The organism is Actinobacillus ureae ATCC 25976 (genome assembly GCF_000188255.1).
Classification (GTDB): domain Bacteria; phylum Pseudomonadota; class Gammaproteobacteria; order Enterobacterales; family Pasteurellaceae; genus Actinobacillus; species Actinobacillus ureae.
The window spans coordinates 437657-459241 of sequence record NZ_GL831080.1 but is presented as its reverse complement, the minus strand read 5'-3'; the positions used below and the strand labels follow the sequence as shown (position 1 = coordinate 459241).

At 41.1% G+C, this 21585-nt stretch carries 25 protein-coding genes and 1 pseudogene; 23 read left to right on the top strand and 3 right to left on the bottom strand.

Features of this window, described 5'->3' with window-relative positions; all coding sequences use genetic code 11:
- Positions 1-68: 68 nt before the first annotated feature.
- Both HMPREF0027_RS02330 and HMPREF0027_RS02325 read right to left on the bottom strand, forming a co-directional pair.
- Positions 69-1364 carry an NCS2 family permease gene (locus tag HMPREF0027_RS02330; protein WP_044024226.1) on the bottom strand — a complete coding sequence of 432 codons (1296 nt, stop codon included), beginning with the start codon at positions 1362-1364 and terminating at the stop codon, positions 69-71.
- Between the two features lie 62 nt (positions 1365-1426).
- Positions 1427-2428 (bottom strand): oxidoreductase, encoded by a 1002-nt coding sequence (locus HMPREF0027_RS02325; RefSeq protein ID WP_005621916.1) that lies wholly within the window; start codon positions 2426-2428, stop codon positions 1427-1429.
- 89 nt (positions 2429-2517) lie between these two features.
- Between HMPREF0027_RS02325 and ybaK the strand changes: the two genes are divergently transcribed.
- From ybaK to HMPREF0027_RS02290, 7 genes are all read left to right on the top strand, one after another.
- Positions 2518-2991, top strand: a complete 474-nt coding sequence (ybaK, locus tag HMPREF0027_RS02320; protein ID WP_005621913.1) for a Cys-tRNA(Pro)/Cys-tRNA(Cys) deacylase YbaK — start codon at positions 2518-2520, stop codon at positions 2989-2991.
- Positions 2992-3199: 208 nt separating this feature from the next.
- Complete coding sequence (ybfE, locus tag HMPREF0027_RS02315) at positions 3200-3493, top strand: LexA regulated protein (RefSeq protein ID WP_005621911.1); 294 nt, start codon at positions 3200-3202, stop codon at positions 3491-3493.
- Positions 3494-3503: 10 nt separating this feature from the next.
- Complete coding sequence (gene fldA, locus HMPREF0027_RS02310; protein WP_005621908.1) at positions 3504-4028, top strand: flavodoxin FldA; 525 nt, start codon at positions 3504-3506, stop codon at positions 4026-4028.
- Between the two features lie 27 nt (positions 4029-4055).
- On the top strand, positions 4056-4505 hold the full coding sequence (fur, locus tag HMPREF0027_RS02305) for a ferric iron uptake transcriptional regulator (RefSeq protein WP_005621905.1): 450 nt from the start codon (positions 4056-4058) through the stop codon (positions 4503-4505).
- A 180-nt stretch (positions 4506-4685) separates the two neighbouring features.
- Entirely contained in the window at positions 4686-7358 is a 2673-nt protein-coding gene (locus HMPREF0027_RS02300; protein WP_005621903.1) for a PqiB family protein, read from the top strand.
- Positions 7359-7415: 57 nt separating this feature from the next.
- Positions 7416-7925: an S-ribosylhomocysteine lyase gene (luxS, locus tag HMPREF0027_RS02295; RefSeq protein WP_005621900.1), complete on the top strand. Its 510-nt coding sequence runs from the start codon at positions 7416-7418 to the stop codon at positions 7923-7925.
- A 104-nt stretch (positions 7926-8029) separates the two neighbouring features.
- Positions 8030-9874, top strand: coding sequence for an ABC transporter ATP-binding protein (locus HMPREF0027_RS02290; protein ID WP_005621897.1), 1845 nt, complete (start codon positions 8030-8032; stop codon positions 9872-9874).
- Between the two features lie 76 nt (positions 9875-9950).
- Here the strand turns inward: HMPREF0027_RS02290 and hxpB are convergent, their stop codons facing one another.
- Positions 9951-10601 carry a hexitol phosphatase HxpB gene (gene hxpB / locus HMPREF0027_RS02285; RefSeq protein ID WP_005621894.1) on the bottom strand — a complete coding sequence of 217 codons (651 nt, stop codon included), beginning with the start codon at positions 10599-10601 and terminating at the stop codon, positions 9951-9953.
- A gap of 210 nt (positions 10602-10811) precedes the next feature.
- Here hxpB and HMPREF0027_RS02280 point away from each other — a divergent pair.
- The 16 genes and pseudogenes from HMPREF0027_RS02280 (at position 10812) to HMPREF0027_RS02220 (ending at position 21575) form a co-directional block, all read left to right on the top strand.
- A pseudogene (locus HMPREF0027_RS02280) lies at positions 10812-11374 on the top strand (flavin reductase family protein).
- Between the two features lie 81 nt (positions 11375-11455).
- On the top strand, positions 11456-11890 hold the full coding sequence (locus tag HMPREF0027_RS12365) for a UPF0149 family protein (protein WP_005621888.1): 435 nt from the start codon (positions 11456-11458) through the stop codon (positions 11888-11890).
- Positions 11841-12128 carry an SEC-C metal-binding domain-containing protein gene (locus HMPREF0027_RS12360; RefSeq protein WP_005621885.1) on the top strand — a complete coding sequence of 96 codons (288 nt, stop codon included), beginning with the start codon at positions 11841-11843 and terminating at the stop codon, positions 12126-12128. The genes HMPREF0027_RS12365 and HMPREF0027_RS12360 overlap by 50 nt, the downstream gene beginning before the upstream one ends.
- Positions 12129-12203: 75 nt before the next feature.
- Positions 12204-13244 (top strand): Gfo/Idh/MocA family oxidoreductase, encoded by a 1041-nt coding sequence (locus tag HMPREF0027_RS02270; RefSeq protein ID WP_005621883.1) that lies wholly within the window; start codon positions 12204-12206, stop codon positions 13242-13244.
- A gap of 131 nt (positions 13245-13375) precedes the next feature.
- Positions 13376-14719, top strand: a complete 1344-nt coding sequence (locus tag HMPREF0027_RS02265; protein ID WP_005621879.1) for an FAD-dependent oxidoreductase — start codon at positions 13376-13378, stop codon at positions 14717-14719.
- A gap of 285 nt (positions 14720-15004) precedes the next feature.
- Positions 15005-16027 (top strand): carboxymuconolactone decarboxylase family protein, encoded by a 1023-nt coding sequence (locus HMPREF0027_RS02260; RefSeq protein ID WP_005621874.1) that lies wholly within the window; start codon positions 15005-15007, stop codon positions 16025-16027.
- Positions 16028-16187: 160 nt separating this feature from the next.
- The gene (locus HMPREF0027_RS02255; RefSeq protein WP_044024225.1) at positions 16188-16553 is read left to right on the top strand and encodes a DUF1330 domain-containing protein; all 366 of its coding nucleotides are present in this window, start codon (positions 16188-16190) and stop codon (positions 16551-16553) included.
- Positions 16554-16564: 11 nt separating this feature from the next.
- Positions 16565-17308: an SDR family NAD(P)-dependent oxidoreductase gene (locus HMPREF0027_RS02250; protein WP_005621868.1), complete on the top strand. Its 744-nt coding sequence runs from the start codon at positions 16565-16567 to the stop codon at positions 17306-17308.
- 193 nt (positions 17309-17501) lie between these two features.
- Positions 17502-18185 carry a type 1 glutamine amidotransferase domain-containing protein gene (locus HMPREF0027_RS02245; protein WP_005621863.1) on the top strand — a complete coding sequence of 228 codons (684 nt, stop codon included), beginning with the start codon at positions 17502-17504 and terminating at the stop codon, positions 18183-18185.
- Positions 18186-18375: 190 nt separating this feature from the next.
- Positions 18376-18738 (top strand): amidohydrolase family protein, encoded by a 363-nt coding sequence (locus tag HMPREF0027_RS12190; protein ID WP_005621862.1) that lies wholly within the window; start codon positions 18376-18378, stop codon positions 18736-18738.
- Complete coding sequence (locus tag HMPREF0027_RS12185) at positions 18722-19252, top strand: amidohydrolase family protein (RefSeq protein ID WP_005621861.1); 531 nt, start codon at positions 18722-18724, stop codon at positions 19250-19252. The genes HMPREF0027_RS12190 and HMPREF0027_RS12185 overlap by 17 nt, the downstream gene beginning before the upstream one ends.
- A gap of 8 nt (positions 19253-19260) precedes the next feature.
- Positions 19261-19806, top strand: a complete 546-nt coding sequence (locus HMPREF0027_RS11295; RefSeq protein WP_005621859.1) for a carboxymuconolactone decarboxylase family protein — start codon at positions 19261-19263, stop codon at positions 19804-19806.
- A 3-nt stretch (positions 19807-19809) separates the two neighbouring features.
- Entirely contained in the window at positions 19810-19962 is a 153-nt protein-coding gene (locus tag HMPREF0027_RS12355) for a carboxymuconolactone decarboxylase family protein (RefSeq protein ID WP_005621858.1), read from the top strand.
- Between the two features lie 45 nt (positions 19963-20007).
- Positions 20008-20637, top strand: coding sequence for an aldo/keto reductase (locus HMPREF0027_RS02225; RefSeq protein ID WP_005621855.1), 630 nt, complete (start codon positions 20008-20010; stop codon positions 20635-20637).
- Positions 20638-20656: 19 nt separating this feature from the next.
- Positions 20657-20959 (top strand): aldo/keto reductase, encoded by a 303-nt coding sequence (locus HMPREF0027_RS12350; RefSeq protein ID WP_244261825.1) that lies wholly within the window; start codon positions 20657-20659, stop codon positions 20957-20959.
- 199 nt (positions 20960-21158) lie between these two features.
- A complete protein-coding gene (locus tag HMPREF0027_RS02220) occupies positions 21159-21575 on the top strand; it encodes a putative quinol monooxygenase (protein ID WP_005621852.1) in 417 nt (138 codons plus the stop codon).
- The last annotated feature ends 10 nt before the right edge of the window (positions 21576-21585 follow it).

The following is a 21585-nucleotide window of genomic DNA, read 5'->3' as shown; positions in this document are numbered from 1 at the left end:
AACAAGCGGTCTAATTTTGCATATTTTTTACCAAATTTGCTGCTTGTGTATTCCGTGATTAAGCGCTATTAGCCAACCCAAACAAATTTTGCGATAAATAGTAATGATACTACCGCAACAGATGGATTGATTTCTTTCCAACTACCGGTACAAGCCTTCATCACACAATATGAAATAAATCCGAATGCGATACCTTCTGTAATTGAATAAGTAAATGGCATCATTGCTGTGGTGATAAACGCCGGAGTCGCTTCGGTTAAGTCATCCCATTTCACTTCAATTAAATTTGAAGCCATTAAAATGCCCACGAAAACTAATGCACCGGCAGTTGCATAAGCCGGAACTACACCAGCAAGCGGTGAGAAGAAAATGGTTAATAAGAATAAGATACCTACGGTTACCGCAGTCAAACCGGTACGACCGCCAACGGATACACCTGAGCCACTCTCAATATAAGTACTGATTGCTGACGTTCCCATAAATGAACCTGCCATTGCTGCAGTACTGTCCACTAATAACGCTTGTTTCATACGAGGGAAGCGACCTTGTTCATCGGCAAAACCGGCTTTGGTGGTTACCGCAATTAATGTACCTGATGAGTCGAATAAGTTTACTAACATAAAGGAGAAAATAATGCCGAGTAAACCAACATCTAACGCACCGGCAATATCCACCTGACCGACAACCGCATCTAAACTTGGCGGCATCGACATTACGCCGTTAAAACTTACCGCAGGGTCAAAGATTAACGCTAATGCAGTGACTACAGCGATAGAAATCAGTACGCCGGAGTGAATGCCTTTTGCGGCTAACACCACAATAATAAAGAAACCTAAAAGACCCATTAATACTTTTGGATCGTGCAGATCGCCCAGCGCAACAAGTGTTGCTGGATTTGCCACTACTAAGCCCATATTTTTAAAGCCGATAAGGGCGATAAATAAGCCGATGCCTGCACCGATACCGACACGTAAACCGAGCGGAATAGCCGACATAAACCAATAGCGAACTTGTAACACGGTTAATAAGAATAAACCGACCGAGCCTAAGAAAATTGCACCCATACCCACTTGCCATGAGTAACCTAATTTTTGTACCACCACAAAAGCGAAAAACGCATTTAAACCCATTGCCGGTGCAAGTGCGATAGGAAGATTACTGAATAAACCCATTGCAATCGTCCCGAATGCAGCGATTAAACAAGTGGTAACGAAAACCACTTGTGTATCCATACCGGCAACGCCAAGAATTGAAGGGTTAACGAACACGATATAAACCATAGTGAAGAAGGTGGTGATCCCCGCCACGATTTCTGTTTTGGCATTAGAGCCTTTTGCAGATAATTGGAACAAACGTTCTAACATAAGAACCTCAAATAAAAGGAAAGAAACCACGCAACAATTTACTTATTCCGTGGCGGATAAAATTAATATTCCAACACTAAGTTGAGCAGTTGAACTGCTAAAAACGCTAAGCTGAATTTTTGTTCATCAGCAACAGACCAAAATTGCACTTCGTTTTCCGATTTTGCTAATAATTGGCTGATTTGAAGTTGATTTTCTTCTTCGTTTTCACCGTTTTTAACCGGAGTCATTACGCTTTCTTCATGGAAATGTAACCAATTTTGTTGTTGCCATTCTGCGCTAACGCTCTCAACGTCTAATTGATATTCTGAATGTAAGCTTACCATTTGTGAAATACCGTAAAAGACCGGCGTTTGTACCGAATGGAATGTGGTGGAAGCGGTTAAATTTGGTAAAACTTTTGCAAGTTGTAATTCAAAAACACGAGAGAACGGTAAGTTTTTCTCTTCACCTTGCACGTTTGCCGGTACGGCATCAAATGCAATACGTTTCGCATTTTCATCAAGCGGAATACCGTTTAACAAACGAGCGGTTTGACCGGCAAGTTCTTTAACTTTTTCATCACCGAAATACGCTGCCGGTAATAAAGACGTGACAAAAATATGGCTTAATGGCTGAGCTAAGAATGGTTTGAGTGCTAGCGCCAATTGTGAAATCTGCGGGTTAGCCAGAGCAACGATATTACGTTCACGTAAGTTAGCGATGGCTTCATCATTAATACTCGGTACTACCACCGGCACGTTTGCAATTAATGCGGTAATGCCGTAAAGGTCGAGAACAATACAACCGGCTTGCACCGCTTGTGCCAAAATTTCGGCTTGCACCATTTTGCCAGCAAACAAAACGTGGCTGAAATCCGCCCAATTTACTTCATCCAGTGCAATTTGTTCAATCGCTTTACTACCCATATAAAGTGATTGTTCTTCACCAAAAGGTTCGATTTCAATGGCGGAAATATTGCCTAAACGCAAATCACTTTCTGCTAATGCTTCAAGTAATTTTGATGACAAGGTAAAATCAGCGGCAATCGCTAAACGGATATCTGATGTAATTAAATTAGACATAGGTGAGTTGCTCCTTTTTTATACGCGTGATTTAGCGTAACGCACACACAAGGGGAGTAATTGTACAATATTTTTAAGAGGAAAAACTAATGACCCCGGCAATAAATTTATTAAAAAAACAAAAAATTGCACATACGCTTCATCCTTATGAACATGATCCGAATAACACCAATTTCGGGCAAGAAGCGGTGGAAAAATTAGGTATTGATGCCAATCAGACATTTAAGACGTTATTGGTGGCGGAAAATGGTGATCAGAAAAAATTAGCGGTGATGGTTGTGCCGGTTTCGCATACGCTGAATTTAAAACGCGCAGCAAGTGCGCTCGGCGTGAAAAAAGTGGAAATGGCGGATAAAGATATCGCCCAGAAAACAACTGGTTATTTACTGGGAGGAATTAGCCCTCTAGGTCAGAAAAAACGCTTAACCACCGTGATTGACAGTTCCGCACAACAGTTTGCAACAACGTTTGTTTCAGGCGGTAAGCGAGGCTTAGACGTGGAGCTTGCACCGCAAGATTTGGCAAGTTTGTTAAATGCAACTTTTGCCGATATTAAAGAGTAACAAGCGGTTGATTTTGGACGGAATTTTGCAAAGCAAACAAAAAGTTATGCTTTCTGAAAAGTTCCGCAAATCCAATGTAAATTTAGGGTGTGTAATTTCCAAGACTAAATTAGTATGGTATAGTTCACATCTCATTAGTTAGTAGCGTCTCATTCTCAATTAGAATTATCTATTGGAATGATAGGCAAATATCTTTCGTGTGGAACAAATGGCAAAACAGGACGCAGATTGTATAACGTTAGATCTGTTCGCAACCGTGCCAAAAGTTGGGCGACCACGCACTAATCCTTTAAGTCGGGAACAACAAGTTCGAATTAATAAACGAAACCAGCTTCAACGAGATCGCTCGTCCGGGCTTAAACGTGTTGAATTAAAACTACATTCGGACTTAGTGCAGACTTTGGAAGAGGAAGCTTCCCAACGTGGAGTGACACGCGGACAGTTAATCGAAATTATTTTAAATGATTATATCGGCAACAATTTCGCCGACTTAGAAAAATAGGTAAATTCAAATGGCAGTGGTAGGTTTATTCTACGGTAGCGATACTGGTAACACAGAAAATATTTCAAAAATGATTCAGAAAGAACTTGGTGCGAATTTAGTGGATATTCGCGATATCGCGAAAAGTACCAAGGAAGATATTGAGGCTTACGATTTCTTATTATTAGGTATTCCGACTTGGTATTACGGCGAATCTCAAGCAGACTGGGATGACTTTATGCCAACTTTAAAAGAGATTGATTTTAGCGGTAAAGTTATCGGTATTTTCGGTTGTGGTGACCAAGAAGATTATGCGGAATATTTCTGCGATGCAATGGGAACTATTCGTGACGTAGTAGAACAAAATGGTGGAGTGATTGTTGGTCATTGGTCAACAGAAGGCTATAGTTTTGAAGTTTCACAAGCGTTAGTTGATGAAAATACATTCGTTGGTTTATGTATCGATGAAGATCGCCAACCGGAATTAACCAGCGAGCGTGTAAGCCGTTGGTGTAAACAACTTACTGAAGAAATGTGCTTAGATCAATTAGCATAGTAATTGAAGATACAAAGGGTGGCAGTTATGTCTGAAGAGAATACAAAACTTCTAAAAAGTGTTGGCTTAAAAGTAACCGAGCCTCGCTTAACCATTCTTGCGTTAATGCAACAACATCGCGATCAAATGCAGCACTTTTCTGCAGAAGATATTTACAAACTCTTATTGGAACAAGGTTCTGATATCGGCTTAGCAACGGTTTACCGTGTGCTAAACCAATTTGAAGAAGTTGATATTTTACTTCGCCATAACTTTGATGCGAACAAAGCGGTATTTGAGCTTAACGTAGAACAAGAACACGATCACATTATCTGTATGGATTGCGGCAAGGTATTTGAATTTAAAGATCCGGATATCGAGCGCCGTCAGCGTGAAATCAGTCAACAACATGGTATGGAATTAGCGACTCACAGCTTATATCTCTATGCTAAATGTAATGATATTGCGCATTGCGATTCGTCAAAAGATAAAAAATAATTGATTTTGAATCCGTGAAATCAGTAGATTTGTATGGATCTCTAGCAAAATATACCGAAGGTTTTTGAAACTTTCGGTTTTATGCTATCTAAAGGATGCTAAAAATCGCTTACAAGCGGTTATTTTTAGTTTGTTTTTTACAAAATTAAACCACTAAAGTTGTCGAGATAAACGATAGATATGACAGATGAAAATACTTTAAGCTCCGTGCCGGCAAAGGTACGTCAGCCTCGTAGAATTTCGCCATTTTGGTTGTTACCGATTGTTGCGTTTGCTATCGGGTGCTTGCTCTTTTTTCAGATTTTGAAAGAAAGAGGTGAAACAATTACGATCCGTTTTAACGAAGGGGATGGTATTACTGCCGGTAAAACGGTGATCCGCTACCAAGGCTTACAAATCGGTCAGGTAAAAAAAGTATATTTCGTAGATGATCTGAAAAAAGTAGAAGTGCAAGCTGAGATCAATCCGGAGGCTAAGAGCGTATTACGTGACGATACAAAATTCTGGTTGGTTAAACCGAGTGCCTCGATTGCCGGTGTTTCCGGATTGGATGCTTTGGTTTCCGGTAACTACATCACACTCTTACCGGGTGAAGGTAAAAGTGCGAATGAATTTATTGCGGAAGAAGAACCGCCAGCGGTGACGGTAACTGACGGTGATTTATTGGTTCGCCTGATCTCGAATGATCTAGGCTCGATTACGGTTGGGGCGAGTGTTTACTTCCGTAAAGTGCCGGTCGGGAGTATTGCCGATTACCGTTTTACCAGTGATCAGAAAAAAGTTGAAATTGATGTCGTTATTGATAAGAAGTATGCCAATCTTGTCAAACAAAGTTCACATTTCTGGAATATTAGCGGTATTAATGCCAATGTTGGTCTTGATGGCGTATCGGTAAATGTGGATAGCCTTGCTTCAGTTGTGCAAGGTGCGGTCGCCTTTGATTCGCCGGATGACTTGCAACAAGCGGAACAAGGACAAAAATTCCAATTATACGAAAATTTAAGTTCGGCAAAACGAGGTACGGAAGTTAAAGTGACTTTACCAATTATGCCGAATCTTAAAGTGAATGAAACGCCGGTATTCTTTCAGAATATACAAGTTGGGGTGCTATCGAACCTAGAGCTTTCAGTACCGCTTGATAACAATGAGGCATCAACACAAGCTGAAAACTCTCAAGAGAAAGGCATGATGAAAGGTACATTATTGATTGATCCTAATCATGTCGATTTATTGCGCCAAGGCAGTAAAATTTTACTAAAAGAGCCTAAATTTAATTTAAATAAAGAGCAAATTAGTAAGCTTAATGAGCTTTTCCGAGGAGTCTATTTCGATATTGAAGCAGGCAAAGGCGAGCCTAAACTTGAGTTTAATGTACAAAAAGAAGCTGATTATTTGCTTTCTCGCCCGAATTTACTGGCGTTAACCTTTACTGCGCCGCAATCGTATAGTGTGGATCAAGGGCAGGGGATTTACTATAACGACGTACAAATCGGTGAATTGCTGAAACGTAAGTTAACTTTGGATGGGGTAACTTTCCAAGGTATTATTTATCTACCATATCGCCATTTAGTTGCCGGTAACAGTAAATTTGTTGCGATTTCAAACTTAGACGTATCGATCGGTTTAGACGGAATGCGAGTACAAGCCGGTTCTCCAACTGACTGGTTAAAAGGCGGTATTCGATTATTAACGGATAAAGCGCAAGGCGAAGCTAAAAAGCAATATCCGCTTTATAAAGATGTCGAAAGTGCCGAAGCCGGTATTGTTGATGATCATAAAAAGACCACTTTAACCTTATCAGCTAATGATTTATCTGGTATTGATAAAGGTTCCGTTGTGCTTTATCGCAATTTTCAAATCGGTGAAGTGCTGAAAGTGCGTCCGCAAAAAAGTAAATTTGAAGTCGATTTATTTGTTGAACCGGCGTATTGCCATTTACTGAGTGACAAAAGTCGTTTTTGGATTGAACCGGCGGTGTCTGCCGAGCTTTCTATGAAAGGTTTGAACGTAGAAGCGGCACCGCTTATGCGCACTTTGAAAGGAGCAATCAGCTTTGATAATGGCGGCACTAAAGGCGATAAAACCTTATATGCCAGCCAAGCAAAAGCGACCTCAGGTAATACCCGTATTACCTTAATTGCGAAAGATGCCTCCAAACTTTCAAAAGGTATGGACATCAAATATATAGGGTTAACCATCGGTCAGATTGAATCGCTGGAATTGCAAAATGCAAAAAAACAGATAAAAGCGACCGCTTACATTGATAGCCAGTATTATGCCTTAGTAGCAAAAGAGGGCAGTCGATTTAGCGCTATCTCACCGGAAATTACCACCAGCGGTGTTAAAAATATTGATGCGGCGTTACAAAATTATATTAATGTCGATGCTGGGAGCGGCAAGCGCAAAACGCAATTTAATTTAAGCGATACCGATACCAATAAAACTATTTATGCGAATGGTTTCCCGGTGATTGTCGAAACTAGTGATGCACGTGGAATTGAGGTAGATGCGCCAGTGCTTTACCGAGGTATGCAAGTGGGGATCGTCAAACGTCTAAATCTAAGTGAATTAGGTGACAGAGTGATGATTCACTTGAGTATCGAAAGTAGATACCAACATTTAGTGCGTAATAATACAGAATTCTGGGCGGCTTCCGGTTATACCATAGATGTCAGCTTACAAGGAGTGAGTATGAATTCGGGCACCATGTCGCAGTTATTAAAAGGCGGTATTGAATTCTCAACCCCATCGGGCAGAGTGGTACAGCCGCAAGCGAAACCGAATCGTCATTTCTTATTACAACGTAAGATTCCGCAAGAAGCGCCTGAATGGGATCAAGGAATCACAGAATAATTTCAGAATATGGGGTAATTATCGTTACCCCCTTTAAATTTTAAATTGGAGTAAAAAATGCCTTTATTAGATAGCTTTAAAGTTGATCACACTCGTATGAACGCACCTGCTGTACGTGTTGCAAAAACGATGACCACCCCAAAAGGTGATACGATTACCGTATTCGATTTACGTTTTTGCCGTCCGAATATTGATATTTTACCGGTGCGTGGTATTCACACGATGGAACACTTATTTGCCGGCTTTATGCGTGATCATTTAAATAGCGAAAATGTGGAAATCATTGATATTTCACCGATGGGCTGCCGTACCGGTTTCTATATGTCGTTAATCGGTATGCCAAGCGAAGCGGATGTGGTTTCGGCATGGACTAAATCAATGGAAGATGCGTTACATAAAGTGCCGGATGTGTCAAAAATTCCGGAATTAAACGAATATCAATGCGGTTCTTATAAAGAACATTCGCTGGAAGAAGCGCATCAAATTGCTCGTGATGTGTTAGCCAAGGGTATTGGCGTAAACCGTAACGAAGATTTAGCGCTTGATGAGAAATTATTAAATCCATAGTCATTCAAAAAGGCGTAATTTTTATTACGTCTTTTTCTTCTGCAAAATATATTCTAATTTTGACAGACGCACCTTGCGTCTTTTCGTTTTTTCAGGAAAGTAAGATGTTAAACAAAATTTTCAGTTGGTTTGAGGCGAGAATCGAAACCTATCCGGAAGAAGCGCCTAAAACACCGAAAGCTGGGATTATTCCGTTTATTCTTGAAGCGACCAAAGGCATGCGAGGCTATTTAGTTATGCTGACCGTGTTAGTCGCTGCTGTCGGGATTATCGAAGCGGTGCTGTTTCAATTTATGGGCGAATTAGTTGATTGGGTGGCGCAATATTCCCCAGCACAACTTTGGGCGGAGAAAAGCGGTAGTATTATTGCGATGTTTTGCATTGCTTTGTTAGGAATTTTATTCGTATTTCTAGCGAGTATCATCCGCTTTCAGTCGTTACAAGGCGTATTTCCTATGCGCTTGCGTTGGAACTTCCATCGCTTAATGCTGGGTCAGAGTATGGGCTTTTATCAAGACGAATTTGCCGGACGAGTTTCGGCGAAAGTGATGCAAACCGCTTTAGCCGTACGTGATGTGATTATGACCTGTGCGGATATGTTGGTTTACGTTGCGGTTTACTTAACTACCTCAAGTGTGATCTTATTGCAGTTTGACGGTTGGTTATTTGTGCCGTTTATTCTATGGGTTATTGCTCTCGCGGTGACGATCCGCATTTTCGTACCGAAATTGGCGGAAGCGGCGCAAGAACAATCTGATGCACGCAGCTTAATGACCGGTCGTATTACCGATGCTTATTCAAATATTGCGACGGTAAAATTGTTCTCACACGGCAACCGTGAGTCGGCGTATGCGAAAGAATCAATGCAAGAATTTATGGTCACCGTACATAAACAAATGCGTTTGGTGACAGTCATCGAAGCCCTTACTAATGCGATGAGTATCGGCTTAATTGTTGCGACCGCCGGTATCGGTTTATGGTTATGGGGGGCAGAATTCGTTACTGCCGGTGCGATTGCCACTTCAACTGCTTTAGCTTTACGTATCAAAGGGTTATCGCAATGGATTATGTGGGAATTTGCCCGTTTATTCGAAAACTTAGGCACGGTGCAAGACGGTATGCGAACGTTATCAAAACCGCATACGGTAGTGGACAAAGCGGATGCAAAACCGTTGGAAGTTAGCAAAGGTGAAATTAAATTCGAACACGTCAATTTTGCGTATGATCCAAAAAAACCATTACTTAAAGATTTTGAATTAACCATTAAAGCCGGTGAAAAAGTCGGTTTAGTTGGACGCAGCGGTGCAGGTAAATCGACGCTCACTAACTTATTGCTACGTTTTTATGATATTCAAGACGGTTCGATTACGATTGACGGACAAAATGTACGTGATATTACCCAAGAGAGCCTCCGCTCACAAATCGGTTTAGTGATGCAAGATACTTCGTTATTACATCGTTCAGTACGTGAAAACTTACTTTATGGTCGCCTGAATGCAACCGAAGAAGAAATGTTGAAAGCGGTGGAAAAAGCGGCAGCGGCGGAATTTATTCCGAATCTACAAGATGCAAAAGGCAGAACCGGGTTTGATGCGCATGTGGGTGAGCGAGGCGTAAAACTTTCCGGTGGTCAGCGTCAACGTATTGCGATTGCGAGGGTAATGTTAAAAGATGCGCCGATTCTATTATTGGACGAAGCAACCAGTGCGTTAGATTCGGAAGTTGAAGCGGCTATTCAAGAAAACTTAACCGAGTTAATGGACGGAAAAACGGTAGTGGCAATTGCTCACCGTCTTTCAACTATTATGGCGATGGATAGACTGATTGTGTTGGATAAAGGTGAAATTGTGGAACAGGGCAGCCATGAAGAATTATTGGTACAAAACGGTGTTTACGCCAAACTTTGGGCACACCAAAGCGGTGGTTTCTTAGCTGAAGATATTCACTAATTCTTCATACATAACAAGCGGTCGAATTTGCAGAAAATTTTGCAAATTCGACCGCTTGTCATTTATGCGCCAGTCATTAAAGCTGTGTTAAAAACGGCTGATTAATCGCATTCATTTGTGCCAATTTAAAATCCGCTAATGCCCAGTAATTTTCATGAAATTCTAGTGGATTTGGGATCACAATACAGCTCATCGAAGCTGCTTTAACCGAGATCATGCCCGTTTTGGAATCTTCAATCCCAACACATTCGGCGAGAGCGATTCCTAAGCCTTGTGCCGCTTGTAAATATACTGCCGGATGCGGCTTGCTATAAGGCAGTTCTGCACCGGAAGCGATATAACTGAAATAATCGGCAATGCCACAACTTTTGACAATGTTTTCCAACATATAGCGTGGTGACACAGAAGCGATAGCGATTTTTATGTCATTTTGTGCAAGTAATTCCAAGGTTTCCGGTACGCCATTCATCAGCGGTTTCGCTTTTAAAATATTACTGATTGCCGCATCTAATAGTTCTTGAGCGACTTTTTCGATATCCAAAGGCTTTTGGTACAATTCACTGGCATATCGTAATACTGGCGCGGATGGCATTCCTCGAGTACAGGCAAGTTCTTGTTCGGTAATCGGAATACCATAGTGATGTAAAAGATCTAACTCTGTCTGTTGCCATAAGGGTTCTGAGTCAATCAGCACACCGTCCATATCAAAGATAAATTCTTTTTTCATAATTTTCCTTACTTGTAAACATAGTGCTAAATATTGTACAAGATTTAATCTTTTCGATTGAAATAATTATTTCATTTCTCTTAGCAACGATCAAAAAGCGGTGAGATTTGCCTGATTTTTTACGATGCTAAAATCAGTATGTTTTATGCTGAAACCGTGTGTACAATATAGCTTATGTTTTATTAATTAGCTTATTCACTAGGAGAAAAAATGGCGATTGTTTCTGTTCCGGTTGAAAAATCATACCGTTTACTCAATATCGGCCCGACAACGTTAGTTTCGGAAAAGCGGATAACATTGAAAATGTCATGGCGGTGGCTTGGCCTTGTGCCTTGGATTATGGTCCGCTTTCTAAGGTTACGACCGTATTAGATAAGCAAGCTTTTACACGAGGTTTGGTTGAGAAAAGAGGTTTATTTGCGATTCACATTCCGGTAGCAAATCAAGCGGAATTAGTGCTGAAACTCGGTTCGACTTCACGTCATAATGACCCTCATAAATTGGATAATGTTGAGATTTTTTATCAAGACGGTTTTGATATTCTGTTGGTAAAAGGTTGCGCCGGTTGGATTTTATGTGAATTGATTCGAAACCAAGAGAATCAGCAAGAGCATGATCTTTTTATCGGAAAAGTATTAGCAGCGTATGCAGATGATCGTGTGTTTAAAGATAACCATTGGATTTTTGACCAAGCAGAAAATGACTTACGTACGCTACATTATGTTGCCGGAGGACAGTTTTATCTGATTGGTGAAAGTTTGGAAGTGAAATAGCGCTTTCATGCTAGCGGCTAATGACTAGCTCGCCAAAAAGTAGCATAATACGCCCCTTAAATTTTATCAGTAGGAGAGACAATGAGCGATAAATTAGCCGCACCTTTAACCAGTGAAGAATTTGAGTTACTTGATGAGCTGCTATTTTTGTATGCCAATAAAGGCGATGAAGATGCGATTTTATTAAACGTTTCGGAATTAGATGGTTTTTTAACTGCAATTTTATCGTCGGTAAACGTGCCGGCAATGACTGATTGGTTACCGATTTTGTTTAATAATGACGTGCCTAATTTAGAAGACAAACGTTCGAAGCAATTTATTGAGTTGGTTTCTCGTCATTACAATTCATTAGCTCAAACACTTCTCAATGACAAAAAAGAATATCACCCGATTTTTTGGGAAGAGCGTGTCGGTCACCGTAAATTAGTGGTCGTTTCTCCTTGGTGTGGTGGCTATATTGTTGACAATGGCTGCGAGCTGGCAAAATCTCTCAGCAGAAATTCAGCCATATTTTGATTTAATCGAACAGCACGCCAAATCAAGCTATGCGGAGCAAATGCCACCGTTGGAAGAGCAGCGCAAAATTGAAAAAGCGCTTCGTAATGCGGCACTAGCTATTTTTGAACAGGTTAATGAAGCTGCACCATTACTTGAAAAGCCACAGCCTTATGTGAATCAAAACAAAGTGGGCGTAAATGAGCCTTGTCCGTGTGGAAGCGGTAAAAAATACAAAAAATGTTGTATGAATAAATAATCACTAAGCCGTATCTTGTTGTGCAAGATACGGCTTTTTTTAGAATAGATTCAAGATTATATTTAGGAGAAAATAATGAAAGTGATAAATGTAGCGATTGCCGGTGCCGGCCATTCCAGCCGAGTTTTTCATGTGCCTTTTTTTAAACAAGATGCTCGCTTTCAAATTGCGAAAGTTTTTGAACGTACTACAAATAATGCACAGCTTTGGTTACCAGAAGTCGAAACCGTACGTAGCTTTGATGCCTTATTGAGTGATGAAGTGGATTTAGTGGTGATCACCACACCAAATCAAACACACTATGAGATGGTGAAAAGTGCGTTATTAGCTGATAAACATGTTTTAGTTGAGAAGCCGCTTGTAGCGAGTGCCGCAGAAGCATTAGAACTAGAACAGTTAGCTAAACAGCAAAATGTGGTGCTATATGTTTACCAAAATCGCCGCTGGGACAGTCATATTGCCACCGCAAAAGAAGTCTTGGATAAAAATTTAGTGGGCGAGGTAGTGGATTGTGAAATTCGCTTTGATCGTTATGCCAAAGGTAAAAATGCCAAAGTATGGAAAGAAGCGGGCGATCGTGGCACTGGGTTAGTTTATGACTTAGGTGTACATTTGATTGACCAAGCGGTTTATCTGTTTGGCAAGCCGCAAGCGGTATTTGCCGATATTCGTTATCAGCATGATGAAGCATTGGTGGACGATAATTTTGATTTACATCTCTACTACGAAAACGGCTTAAAAGTTGCCTTACAAGCATCTAAATATGCACGAGAGCCAAGCCCTACTTTCGTATTGCACGGCAAAAACGGCTCTTATATGAAACAAGCAAGCGATAGCCAAGAAGCGCATTTAAGCAAAGGTGTGTTGCCGATTGGTAACTGGAATGCCGAGCCGGAAACTGAATGGGGTGTATTACATACAGAAATTGATGGTGAAGTAATTCGTAAGCCGTATCCTAATGCCCAAGCCAGCTATCAAAATTTGTTGGATGATTTATACCAAGTGTTAACTATCGGATCAGAACCGATCGTAAAATTAGCAGAAGTCACTTTAGTCTTACGCATTATCGAAGCGGCATTTGAAAGTGCGCATAAAGGTCAGAAGATTACGTTATAAGTAAAACGGAAGGTTTACAAGCGGTTGGATTTGCAAAAAATTTTGCAGATTCGACCGCTTTTTTTGTAAGGTTTCAATTATATATCATGACTTATGAAAACTTCGTTTAATGATAGATTTAAGGATACTGTATGGAGCAGCTCTCAGTAGAGAATTTAGTGATTGGTTTTGGTAAAGCGGGTAAAACCTTAGCGGCGGATTTGGCTAAGGCAGGGCAGTCGGTAATTTTGGTAGAACAAAGTGAAGCAATGTATGGCGGTACTTGTATCAATATCGGTTGTATTCCTTCTAAAAAATTATTGGTAGAAGGACAGAAAGGGCAAAATGTGGCGGATAAAGTCGCCATGTTTAATCAATCAATGGCGGCAAAAAACGGCTTAATCGGAAAATTACGTGCCGCAAACTTTGCTAAATTAAATAGCCTTGAAAACGTGCGTATTATTACTGCCAAAGCGAGCTTTAAAGATGAACATACCGTGTTATTAAACGGTCGTGACGGCGAATTTGAAGTACGTGCCGATAAAATTTTTATCAATACCGGTGCGAGTTCAAATCGTTTAGCGATTGAAGGAGCAGATGGTGCGAGAATTTATGACAGTACCGGTATTCTTTCTCTAACCGAACGTCCGGATCGCCTTGTGATTGTTGGCGGCGGTTATATTTCTTTAGAATTTGCCTTTATGTATCAAGCATTCGGTAGCCAAGTTACTATTTTAGAGAATGGCGATACTTTCTTGGCGCGCGAAGATCGTGATATGGCGGAAGCAATGCTTGATGTACTGAATCGTGAAGGTATCCAAGTGCATTTAGGTGTGCAAACGGAACGCTTTGTTGAAAATGCAGATTCGACTACCGTAGTCACCAATCAAGGTGAATTTGTTGCCGATGCAGTATTAGTTGCGATCGGTCGCCGTGCCAATACGAAAGGTTTAGCGCTGGAAAATGCCGGTATTAAGCTAAATGAGCGAGGTGCAATCATTACCGATGAACAATTACGTATTGTAGGTAAATCACATATTTGGGCGATGGGCGATGTCGCCGATTCTGCGCAGTTTACCTACATTTCATTAGATGATTACCGTATTGTGCGTGATCAATTATTTGCGGAAGGCAAACGTAGCCGTGATGATCGTGCGGTATTCCCGACCGCGATATTTACCGAGCCACCATTTGCACATATCGGTTTAACCGAAAGTGCGGCACAAAAATCGGGACGCAACGTGATTGTGAAGAAAATGAAAGCCGAAATGATTCCAAAAGCGAAAGTATTGGGTCAAACAGACGGTTTGTTGAAAGCCATTATTGATGCGGATACGGATGAAATTTTAGGTGTAACGTTATTCTGTGCGGAAGCGCATGAAATTATCAATCTGTTTAAAATGGCGATGGACTACAAAATTCCGGCAAGCTATGTCAAAAATCAGATCTTTACCCATCCGACAATTATTGAAGGCTTAAACGATTTATTTGCTTAGTTGGTGAAGAAAGTAAGTCCTCATTTGTAAAATGACTTATATGTTGTTATAAAGCATCTGCACTTTAATCCGTTTACTTATTAACCTTAACCATTAAAGTGCAGTTTATTTTTTTATTCAGGTTATATCTACACTAACGGCATTGGCTACACCAGCCGTGAAAATGAAGAAAAATTGATGCCCAAAAACAAGAAGCAAAAAAACACGAAGAGCGTTTAGTTACGTTGATTAAGCGGTTATAACAAGCGGTCAAATTTGATCAATATACAAATCTGACCATTTTCTTTGCCAACGACAATCCTTGCCGCTGACATTCAATCTGCTATTGAAAACACACAAGGAGCAACACAAATGACACTTTCTGCTCGCCAATTCAGTTTGGCACAAATCGGTGCACTCACTGCCAAGGGTGATCTTGAAAACTTAAAAAGTGCCGTAAATACAGCTTTAAATAACGGTCTAACTATTAATGAAATTCAAGATGCGATGGTACAACTTTATGCTTATACAGGCTTTCCTCGCAGCTTAAATGCATTAGGCGTTTTATCACAAATGGTAAAAGCCCGTCAGGAAAAAGGGATAAAGACAGAGCGAGGTAAAACAGCAACATTATTACCTACGAATACGCATATGCTAGCTTTGGGAACAGAAACTCAGACAGCATTAGTAGGACAAAAGGTGGATCTTTCTGCCCTTTCGCCTGATATTGATCGCTACCTGAAAACCCATTTGTTCGGCGATATTTTCGCTAGTGATTTGCTTACTTGGCAAGAACGCGAAATCGTCACTGTGGCAGCACTTAACCAACTTTCAGGCGTGGAAAGCCAGCTCAACGCCCATATTGGCATTAGTAAAAAAAATGGCGTGACTGATGAGCAAATTGCCACAATCCAAAATGTGCTTGTCCCAACGCTCAGCCAATTCCCGATCGGGCAATCCAATGATGCTTACGCCCAATACTTCTCAGGCAAAAGCTATCTCTCCCCAATTTCCACCGAGCAAGTGAAAATCTATAACGTCACCTTTGAGCCTACGGTTCGCAACAACTGGCATATTCACCACGCCACCAAAGGTGGTGGGCAAATGCTGATTGTTACCGCAGGACGGGGCTATTACCAAGAATGGGGCAAGCCAGCCCGAGAACTCAAAGCTGGTGATGTGGTAAATATTCCTGCTAACGTCAAACATTGGCACGGTGCGGCAACAGATTCTTGGTTCCAACATTTAGCCGTAGAAGTGGACGGCGAAAACACTAGCAATGAATGGCTAGAACCTGTTTCTGATGAAGATTACGGCAAATTGAAATAGTCAATTTCCCACAACAAGCGGTTGAATTTTGTAAATTTTTTGCAGAATTTGACCGCTTGATTCTTTGATAAAACCTAATAATCAATTAGCTAATCTCCGTCTTATCATGCCTATTCATCTACGTATAATTTTCATTAAATCATTCTATGGAGTCGTAAAAATGAAGAAATCTTTAGCTGTAATTTTGCTAGGTATAACGGCTTTTGCTCAAGCTGAAAGTGTAAAACCTGCTTATGTCATTGGCGAAACAGAAGTGTTAGATATAGATAAACTACAACCTTATCGCACAAAAATGCCTGAAACCTTAAAACCTTATGGTGGTCGTTTTTTGGCTCGTGGTGCAGAACCGATTATGGTTGAAGGGCAAGCAAGTAAATGGCGTGTCGTGATTATTGGATTTGATAATTTAGCATTAGCAAAAGAATGGTATGGTTCAGTCGCTTATTCTGCTATTCGCCCAATTCGTCAAAGCTCGACAAATTCTCGAGTGATGATTGTAGAAGGCTTGCCTGCTGAAACCAAATAAAGGAGAGACAAATGAAATTACAAAATAAAGTCGCATTAATCACAGGTGGTGGCACGGGAATTGGTCGTTCGATTGCTTACCAAATGGCTCAAGATGGGGCGAATGTAATCATTATTGGGCGAAGTGAACATTCATTGAAAGAGAGTACAAGTCAGCATGAAAATATCAGTTATATCGTGGCGGATGTGCTGAAATCAGAAGAGATTGCTCGCATACTTTCAGAGATTCACCAGCGTTTTGGTAAGCTCGATGTAGTGGTGAATAATGCAAGCATTGCGCCAGTTACGCCGATTGAAAACGTAAATTTAGCGGATTTTGACCGCACTTTTGCCTTGAATTTACGCGCTGTGGTGGATGTAGTCAGCCAAGCCATTCCTTATCTAAAAGTCTCCCAAGGCAACATTGTGAACATCACATCAGGTTTGGTAAACAATCCGATGCCAATGAACTCAATTTACACCGCAAGTAAAGCTGCAGTGTTAAGTATGACTAGAACTTGGGCGAAAGGTCTTGCTCCATTTGGCATTCGAGTGAATTCCGTTGCCGCAGGTGCAACCAGAACGCCACTTTATGACAAATTAGGGTTAAGCGAAGCGGAAGCGAAAGGCTATGAAGAAGCGGTTGAACAAATTGTGCCACTCGGTCGTTTTGCAGAGCCTGAAGAAATCGCCCCAGTAGTGGCGTTTATTGCTAGTGATGAAGCTCGTTATGCCACAGGTTCACATTATGCCGTGGACGGTGGATTTGGGATTTAATTCAGTTTTTACAAGCGGTCAAATTTTCATGTATTTTGCAAAATGTGTGCTGATTTGCTTTTCTATTGTTAGTTTAAAGCTAATTGTTATTTAGGAAATGTTAGTCTTATTTTTATAATTCTGATGCATATAATAAACTACATCAAGCAATAATGCTTGATAAGCTTAATACATTTAAAGAAGGAAAATAAATATGACAAATTCAATCAAACCTGTTTTATGTGTTGTAACAAGTGCACCAATTAAAGGTAAAAGCGGTATTCCAACAGGCTTTTTCTTAGCGGAATTAACGCACGCTTTAGATGAAATCGAAAAAGCAGGGCTTAAAACTGTTATCGCTTCTGTGCGTGGTGGTATTCCACCGATTGATGGTTTCGATTTAACCGATGCTGTGAATGCAAAATATTGGAACGAATTAGATTTATACAGCCGTTTAGAAAATACGCCAACACTTTCAGAACTCAATGGAGCAGGTTATTCTGCGGTGTTCTTTGCGGGCGGACACGGCACAATGTGGGATTTTGCCCAAAGTGCAGAAGTGCATCGTATTATTAGCGAAGTTTATACCTCAGGTGGTGTGGTTTCTGCGGTTTGCCACGGTCCTGCTGCATTCGTAGGGGCAAAACTACCAAATGGCGAATTTGTGGTAAAAGGCAAAAACATTGCGGCATTTACCAATGCTGAAGAGGTAGAAGTCGGTGGCAACAAACTTGTACCTTATATGCTTCAAACTGAATTAGAAAAACAAGGAGCAATTCATCACGCCGCACCAAATTGGGCGGAAAATGTGATGGTTGATGAACAATTTGTAACAGGTCAAAGCCCAGCTTCAGCCAAAGGCGTTGGAGCAGCACTGACAAAAGTGTTATTGGGATAATCCGTTAATTTGTAGGGGCGTTGAGCGTACGGAAACTCCCTTATTACAAACCTCGTGGCTTTTGCCACCGACAAATTATGATTTCTAGACGTAAATTTCTTACTTACACAGGCTTGCTTGCAAGTGGTGTGGTTTTAGGAAGATTTGGCGAAATTTTAGCCAGTCTTTCCCGCTCAAAAAGGAAACGCAAATGAAAATTATCGCAGTTGAAGAGCATATCCAAAGCCCAACTTTAGCAAAAGCGATGATGCCTGAAATGCTAAAACAAGCCCCATTTTTGCTTGATTGGGGTAAAGATGTTACCGATAAAATTACCGACCTTTCACACCCACATGTGCTTGCGTCTGGTGAGTCTCTTAAAAAATTGATTGATGTCGGCGAAGAGCGCGTGGCAGAGATGGACGAACATGGCATTGATATGCAAATGCTTTCTTATGCAGGCTTGCCACAATTAGTGCAAGGCGAAGCAGGTGTACAAGCCGTTCGTGATGCCAATGATTATTTGATTGAAAAAGTGCGGTCAAATCTGAGCCGTTTTGGCAAAACTCAATGAGTTGGAAATGCCACTTTTCTTGCACCCTGGTTTGCCATTTGAGCAAGTGCAGCAATCGTATTACGTAGGTTTCAGCCGTGAAGTATCAGCTCGTTTTTCAATGTTTGCGTGGGGTTGGCGCAACGAAGCAGGTGTGCAGCTGATTCGTATGATTTTGGCAGGCGTGTTCGATAAATTCCCAAAACTCAACGTGATTATGGGGCATTGGGGTGAGCTTGTGCCGTATTACTTGCAACGTCTTGATGACAGTATTCCGCAAGAAGCCACAGGCTTGAAACGCACTATTGTGCAGACTTTCCAAGAACAGGTTTACGTCACCCCAAGTGGTATGATGAGTAATCCGCACTTTGCCTTTAACCAAGCCTTAGTTGGCGTGGATCGTATTCTGTTTTCGGTGGACTATCCTTACCTTTCGCTCAATGGGGCGAGAGCTTGGCTAGAAAATCTACCGATTTCACAAGAAGATAAAGAAAAAATTGCATACAAAAACGCAGAAAAATTATTCAAATTATAGGAGCAGTTATGTCTCATAAATCGGCATTATCGCCAGAGCAAATTTACAGCGTGCCGCCAACATTGGCGATTTACACCAAAACCTTAATTTCCGATGATATGTGGAACCACCCAATTTTAAGCAAGCACGACCGTGCAGTGATTACGGTGGCGGCGCTTATTGCCCGCCAACAAACTTTGGGTATGAAGCATTATTTCAACTTAGCAATGGATTTAGGCGTAACCGCCAAAGAAATGTCAGAAATTGTATTGCATATGGCGTTCTACGCAGGCTGGTCAAATGCCTTTGCCGCGGTAGATATTCTAAAAGATATTTTCGCAGAGCGTGGCATTACACCAGACCAACTGCCTGAACTCGAGCCAAATCCGTTGCCATTAGAAAATGCTTTGCCTGACAACGAATTTTTTATGGGCTTAATCGATCAGAACATTCACTCATTCACGCCGAAATTGGCAGATAACTCAACCGATGTGCTTTACCACCAAGTGTGGCAACGCCCTGATTTAAGCATTCGTTCACGTAATTTAATCAGTGTTACTGCTTTAATCGCTTAAGGTTTGTATGACTTTGTAACCGTTTACACATTGCGTGCCAAAGCCGTTGGTATCACAAAAGAAGAAATGCAAGAGTTGCTTGCGCACCTTGCCTTTTATGCAGGTACACCGTATATCGTGCCAGCGATTGCTCACGTTGCAAAAGCCTACGAATAACAAGCGGTTAAAAAACACAAAATTTTTACAGCAAAGGATAACAAAATGGAAAATGTAAACTTACCAAAAATTATGCTCGGTACTTGGTTTTGGGGCGCAGGAATGTATGGCGGCGATCAAGTCTTCGGTAACAGTATTTCAACTCAAGATGTGAAAGAGGTTTTTAAAGCTGCCGTAGAAAACGGTTTGAACGCTTTTGATACCGCTACTGCTTACGGTTTAGGGGCTTCGGAAGAAATTCTGGGAGGACTGATGGCGGATTACAAACGTGAAGATCTTATCATTTCAACGAAATTCACCCCACAATTAGCGGAAATGTATGACAATTCGGTAGAGAAAATGGCTGAAGCGAGTATAGCTCGTTTTCACACCGATTACATTGATATTTACTGGATTCACAATCCGATCGAATCTGAACGTTGGGTGGCAGGACTCATTCCATTGCTCAAAGCTGGTAAAGTGAAAGCGGTGGGCGTATCAAACCACAACTTAGCGGAAATTAAACGTGCAAATGAGGTTTTAAACGCAGAAGGCTTTAAGATCGATGCTGTTCAAAACCATTTCAGCTTGCTTTACCGTTCATCAGAAAAAGCAGGGATTTTAGATTACTGCCAACAAAACGACATCACATTCTTTGCTTATATGACGTTTGAACAAAGGGGCATTGAGTGGTAAATACAGCCCAGAAAACCCAATGCCAGCAGGTTCAGGACGTGGCGAAACCTACAATAAAGTATTGCCACAACTGGTTGCTTTAACTGACAAAATGCGTGAAATTGGTGAAAAGCAAAATGCTAGTGCGGCACAAATCTCCGTTGCCTATACGATTGCCAAAGGCACATTACCGATTTTAGGGGCGACCAAACTGCACCACGTAACCAACGCAGTACAGGCGATGAACATCACATTAACTGCTGATGAAGTATCTGAGTTAGAAGAGTTAGCTGAAGAAACCGGTGTAGATACCAAAGGCGCTTGGGAAGAGTCAATGATGTAAATAATAAATTTCGGCTGCTTATGATTTGTTCGTAAGCAGTTTCTTTTATCTAAATCAGTAAAGCTATAACTCAGGAGAAAAAATGAAACGAATTTTAACCGCACTTCTATTGGGAGTAGCAACAATGGCACAAGCTGAATACCGAATGAGTCTATTTGAACTTACGGTCAAACCAGAATAACAGCAAGCGATTGATACGGTGGGTAAAACGAATCTTGGTACGTCAATTCAAACCGAAGCTGGCACGTTGGCAATGTTCCATTCCGTGAAAAAAGATGAGCCAAGCAAAAATGTGATTTTGGAAATTTACCAAGATGAAGCTGCTTATCAAACACATATCAATGCGCCACATTTTAAACAGTTTATTGAAGTTGCTAAAACTGCAGTAACTGGTCGTAAAGTCGAGCCACTAGATTCGCAAATTTTATTGGAAAAACAACCGCTTGCAACATTTGAAAACGGTGATTATCTCATCAATTTAGCTGAAGTGAGCGTGAACCCCACACAAAATGAAGACTTTAAAGCGATTGTGTTAGATGAGATGAAACAATCAATGGCAAAAGAAAACGGCGTGATTTTAATGTACGCAGCTACACGCAAAGACCTGCCGAATTGATCTGCCCCCC

Bases quoted from the DNA above. Each gene is read 5' to 3' on its own strand.
- HMPREF0027_RS02330 (WP_044024226.1), bottom strand. From the start codon at position 1,364: ATGTTAGAACGTTTGTTCCAATTATCTGCAAAAGGCTCTAATGCCAAA.
- HMPREF0027_RS02325 (WP_005621916.1), bottom strand. From the start codon at position 2,428: ATGTCTAATTTAATTACATCAGATATCCGTTTAGCGATTGCCGCTGAT.
- ybaK (WP_005621913.1), top strand. From the start codon at position 2,518: ATGACCCCGGCAATAAATTTATTAAAAAAACAAAAAATTGCACATACG.
- ybfE (WP_005621911.1), top strand. From the start codon at position 3,200: ATGGCAAAACAGGACGCAGATTGTATAACGTTAGATCTGTTCGCAACC.
- fldA (WP_005621908.1), top strand. From the start codon at position 3,504: ATGGCAGTGGTAGGTTTATTCTACGGTAGCGATACTGGTAACACAGAA.
- fur (WP_005621905.1), top strand. From the start codon at position 4,056: ATGTCTGAAGAGAATACAAAACTTCTAAAAAGTGTTGGCTTAAAAGTA.
- HMPREF0027_RS02300 (WP_005621903.1), top strand. From the start codon at position 4,686: ATGACAGATGAAAATACTTTAAGCTCCGTGCCGGCAAAGGTACGTCAG.
- luxS (WP_005621900.1), top strand. From the start codon at position 7,416: ATGCCTTTATTAGATAGCTTTAAAGTTGATCACACTCGTATGAACGCA.
- HMPREF0027_RS02290 (WP_005621897.1), top strand. From the start codon at position 8,030: ATGTTAAACAAAATTTTCAGTTGGTTTGAGGCGAGAATCGAAACCTAT.
- hxpB (WP_005621894.1), bottom strand. From the start codon at position 10,601: ATGAAAAAAGAATTTATCTTTGATATGGACGGTGTGCTGATTGACTCA.
- HMPREF0027_RS12365 (WP_005621888.1), top strand. From the start codon at position 11,456: ATGAGCGATAAATTAGCCGCACCTTTAACCAGTGAAGAATTTGAGTTA.
- HMPREF0027_RS12360 (WP_005621885.1), top strand. From the start codon at position 11,841: ATGGCTGCGAGCTGGCAAAATCTCTCAGCAGAAATTCAGCCATATTTT.
- HMPREF0027_RS02270 (WP_005621883.1), top strand. From the start codon at position 12,204: ATGAAAGTGATAAATGTAGCGATTGCCGGTGCCGGCCATTCCAGCCGA.
- HMPREF0027_RS02265 (WP_005621879.1), top strand. From the start codon at position 13,376: ATGGAGCAGCTCTCAGTAGAGAATTTAGTGATTGGTTTTGGTAAAGCG.
- HMPREF0027_RS02255 (WP_044024225.1), top strand. From the start codon at position 16,188: ATGAAGAAATCTTTAGCTGTAATTTTGCTAGGTATAACGGCTTTTGCT.
- HMPREF0027_RS02250 (WP_005621868.1), top strand. From the start codon at position 16,565: ATGAAATTACAAAATAAAGTCGCATTAATCACAGGTGGTGGCACGGGA.
- HMPREF0027_RS02245 (WP_005621863.1), top strand. From the start codon at position 17,502: ATGACAAATTCAATCAAACCTGTTTTATGTGTTGTAACAAGTGCACCA.
- HMPREF0027_RS12190 (WP_005621862.1), top strand. From the start codon at position 18,376: ATGAAAATTATCGCAGTTGAAGAGCATATCCAAAGCCCAACTTTAGCA.
- HMPREF0027_RS11295 (WP_005621859.1), top strand. From the start codon at position 19,261: ATGTCTCATAAATCGGCATTATCGCCAGAGCAAATTTACAGCGTGCCG.
- HMPREF0027_RS02225 (WP_005621855.1), top strand. From the start codon at position 20,008: ATGGAAAATGTAAACTTACCAAAAATTATGCTCGGTACTTGGTTTTGG.
- HMPREF0027_RS12350 (WP_244261825.1), top strand. From the start codon at position 20,657: ATGCCAGCAGGTTCAGGACGTGGCGAAACCTACAATAAAGTATTGCCA.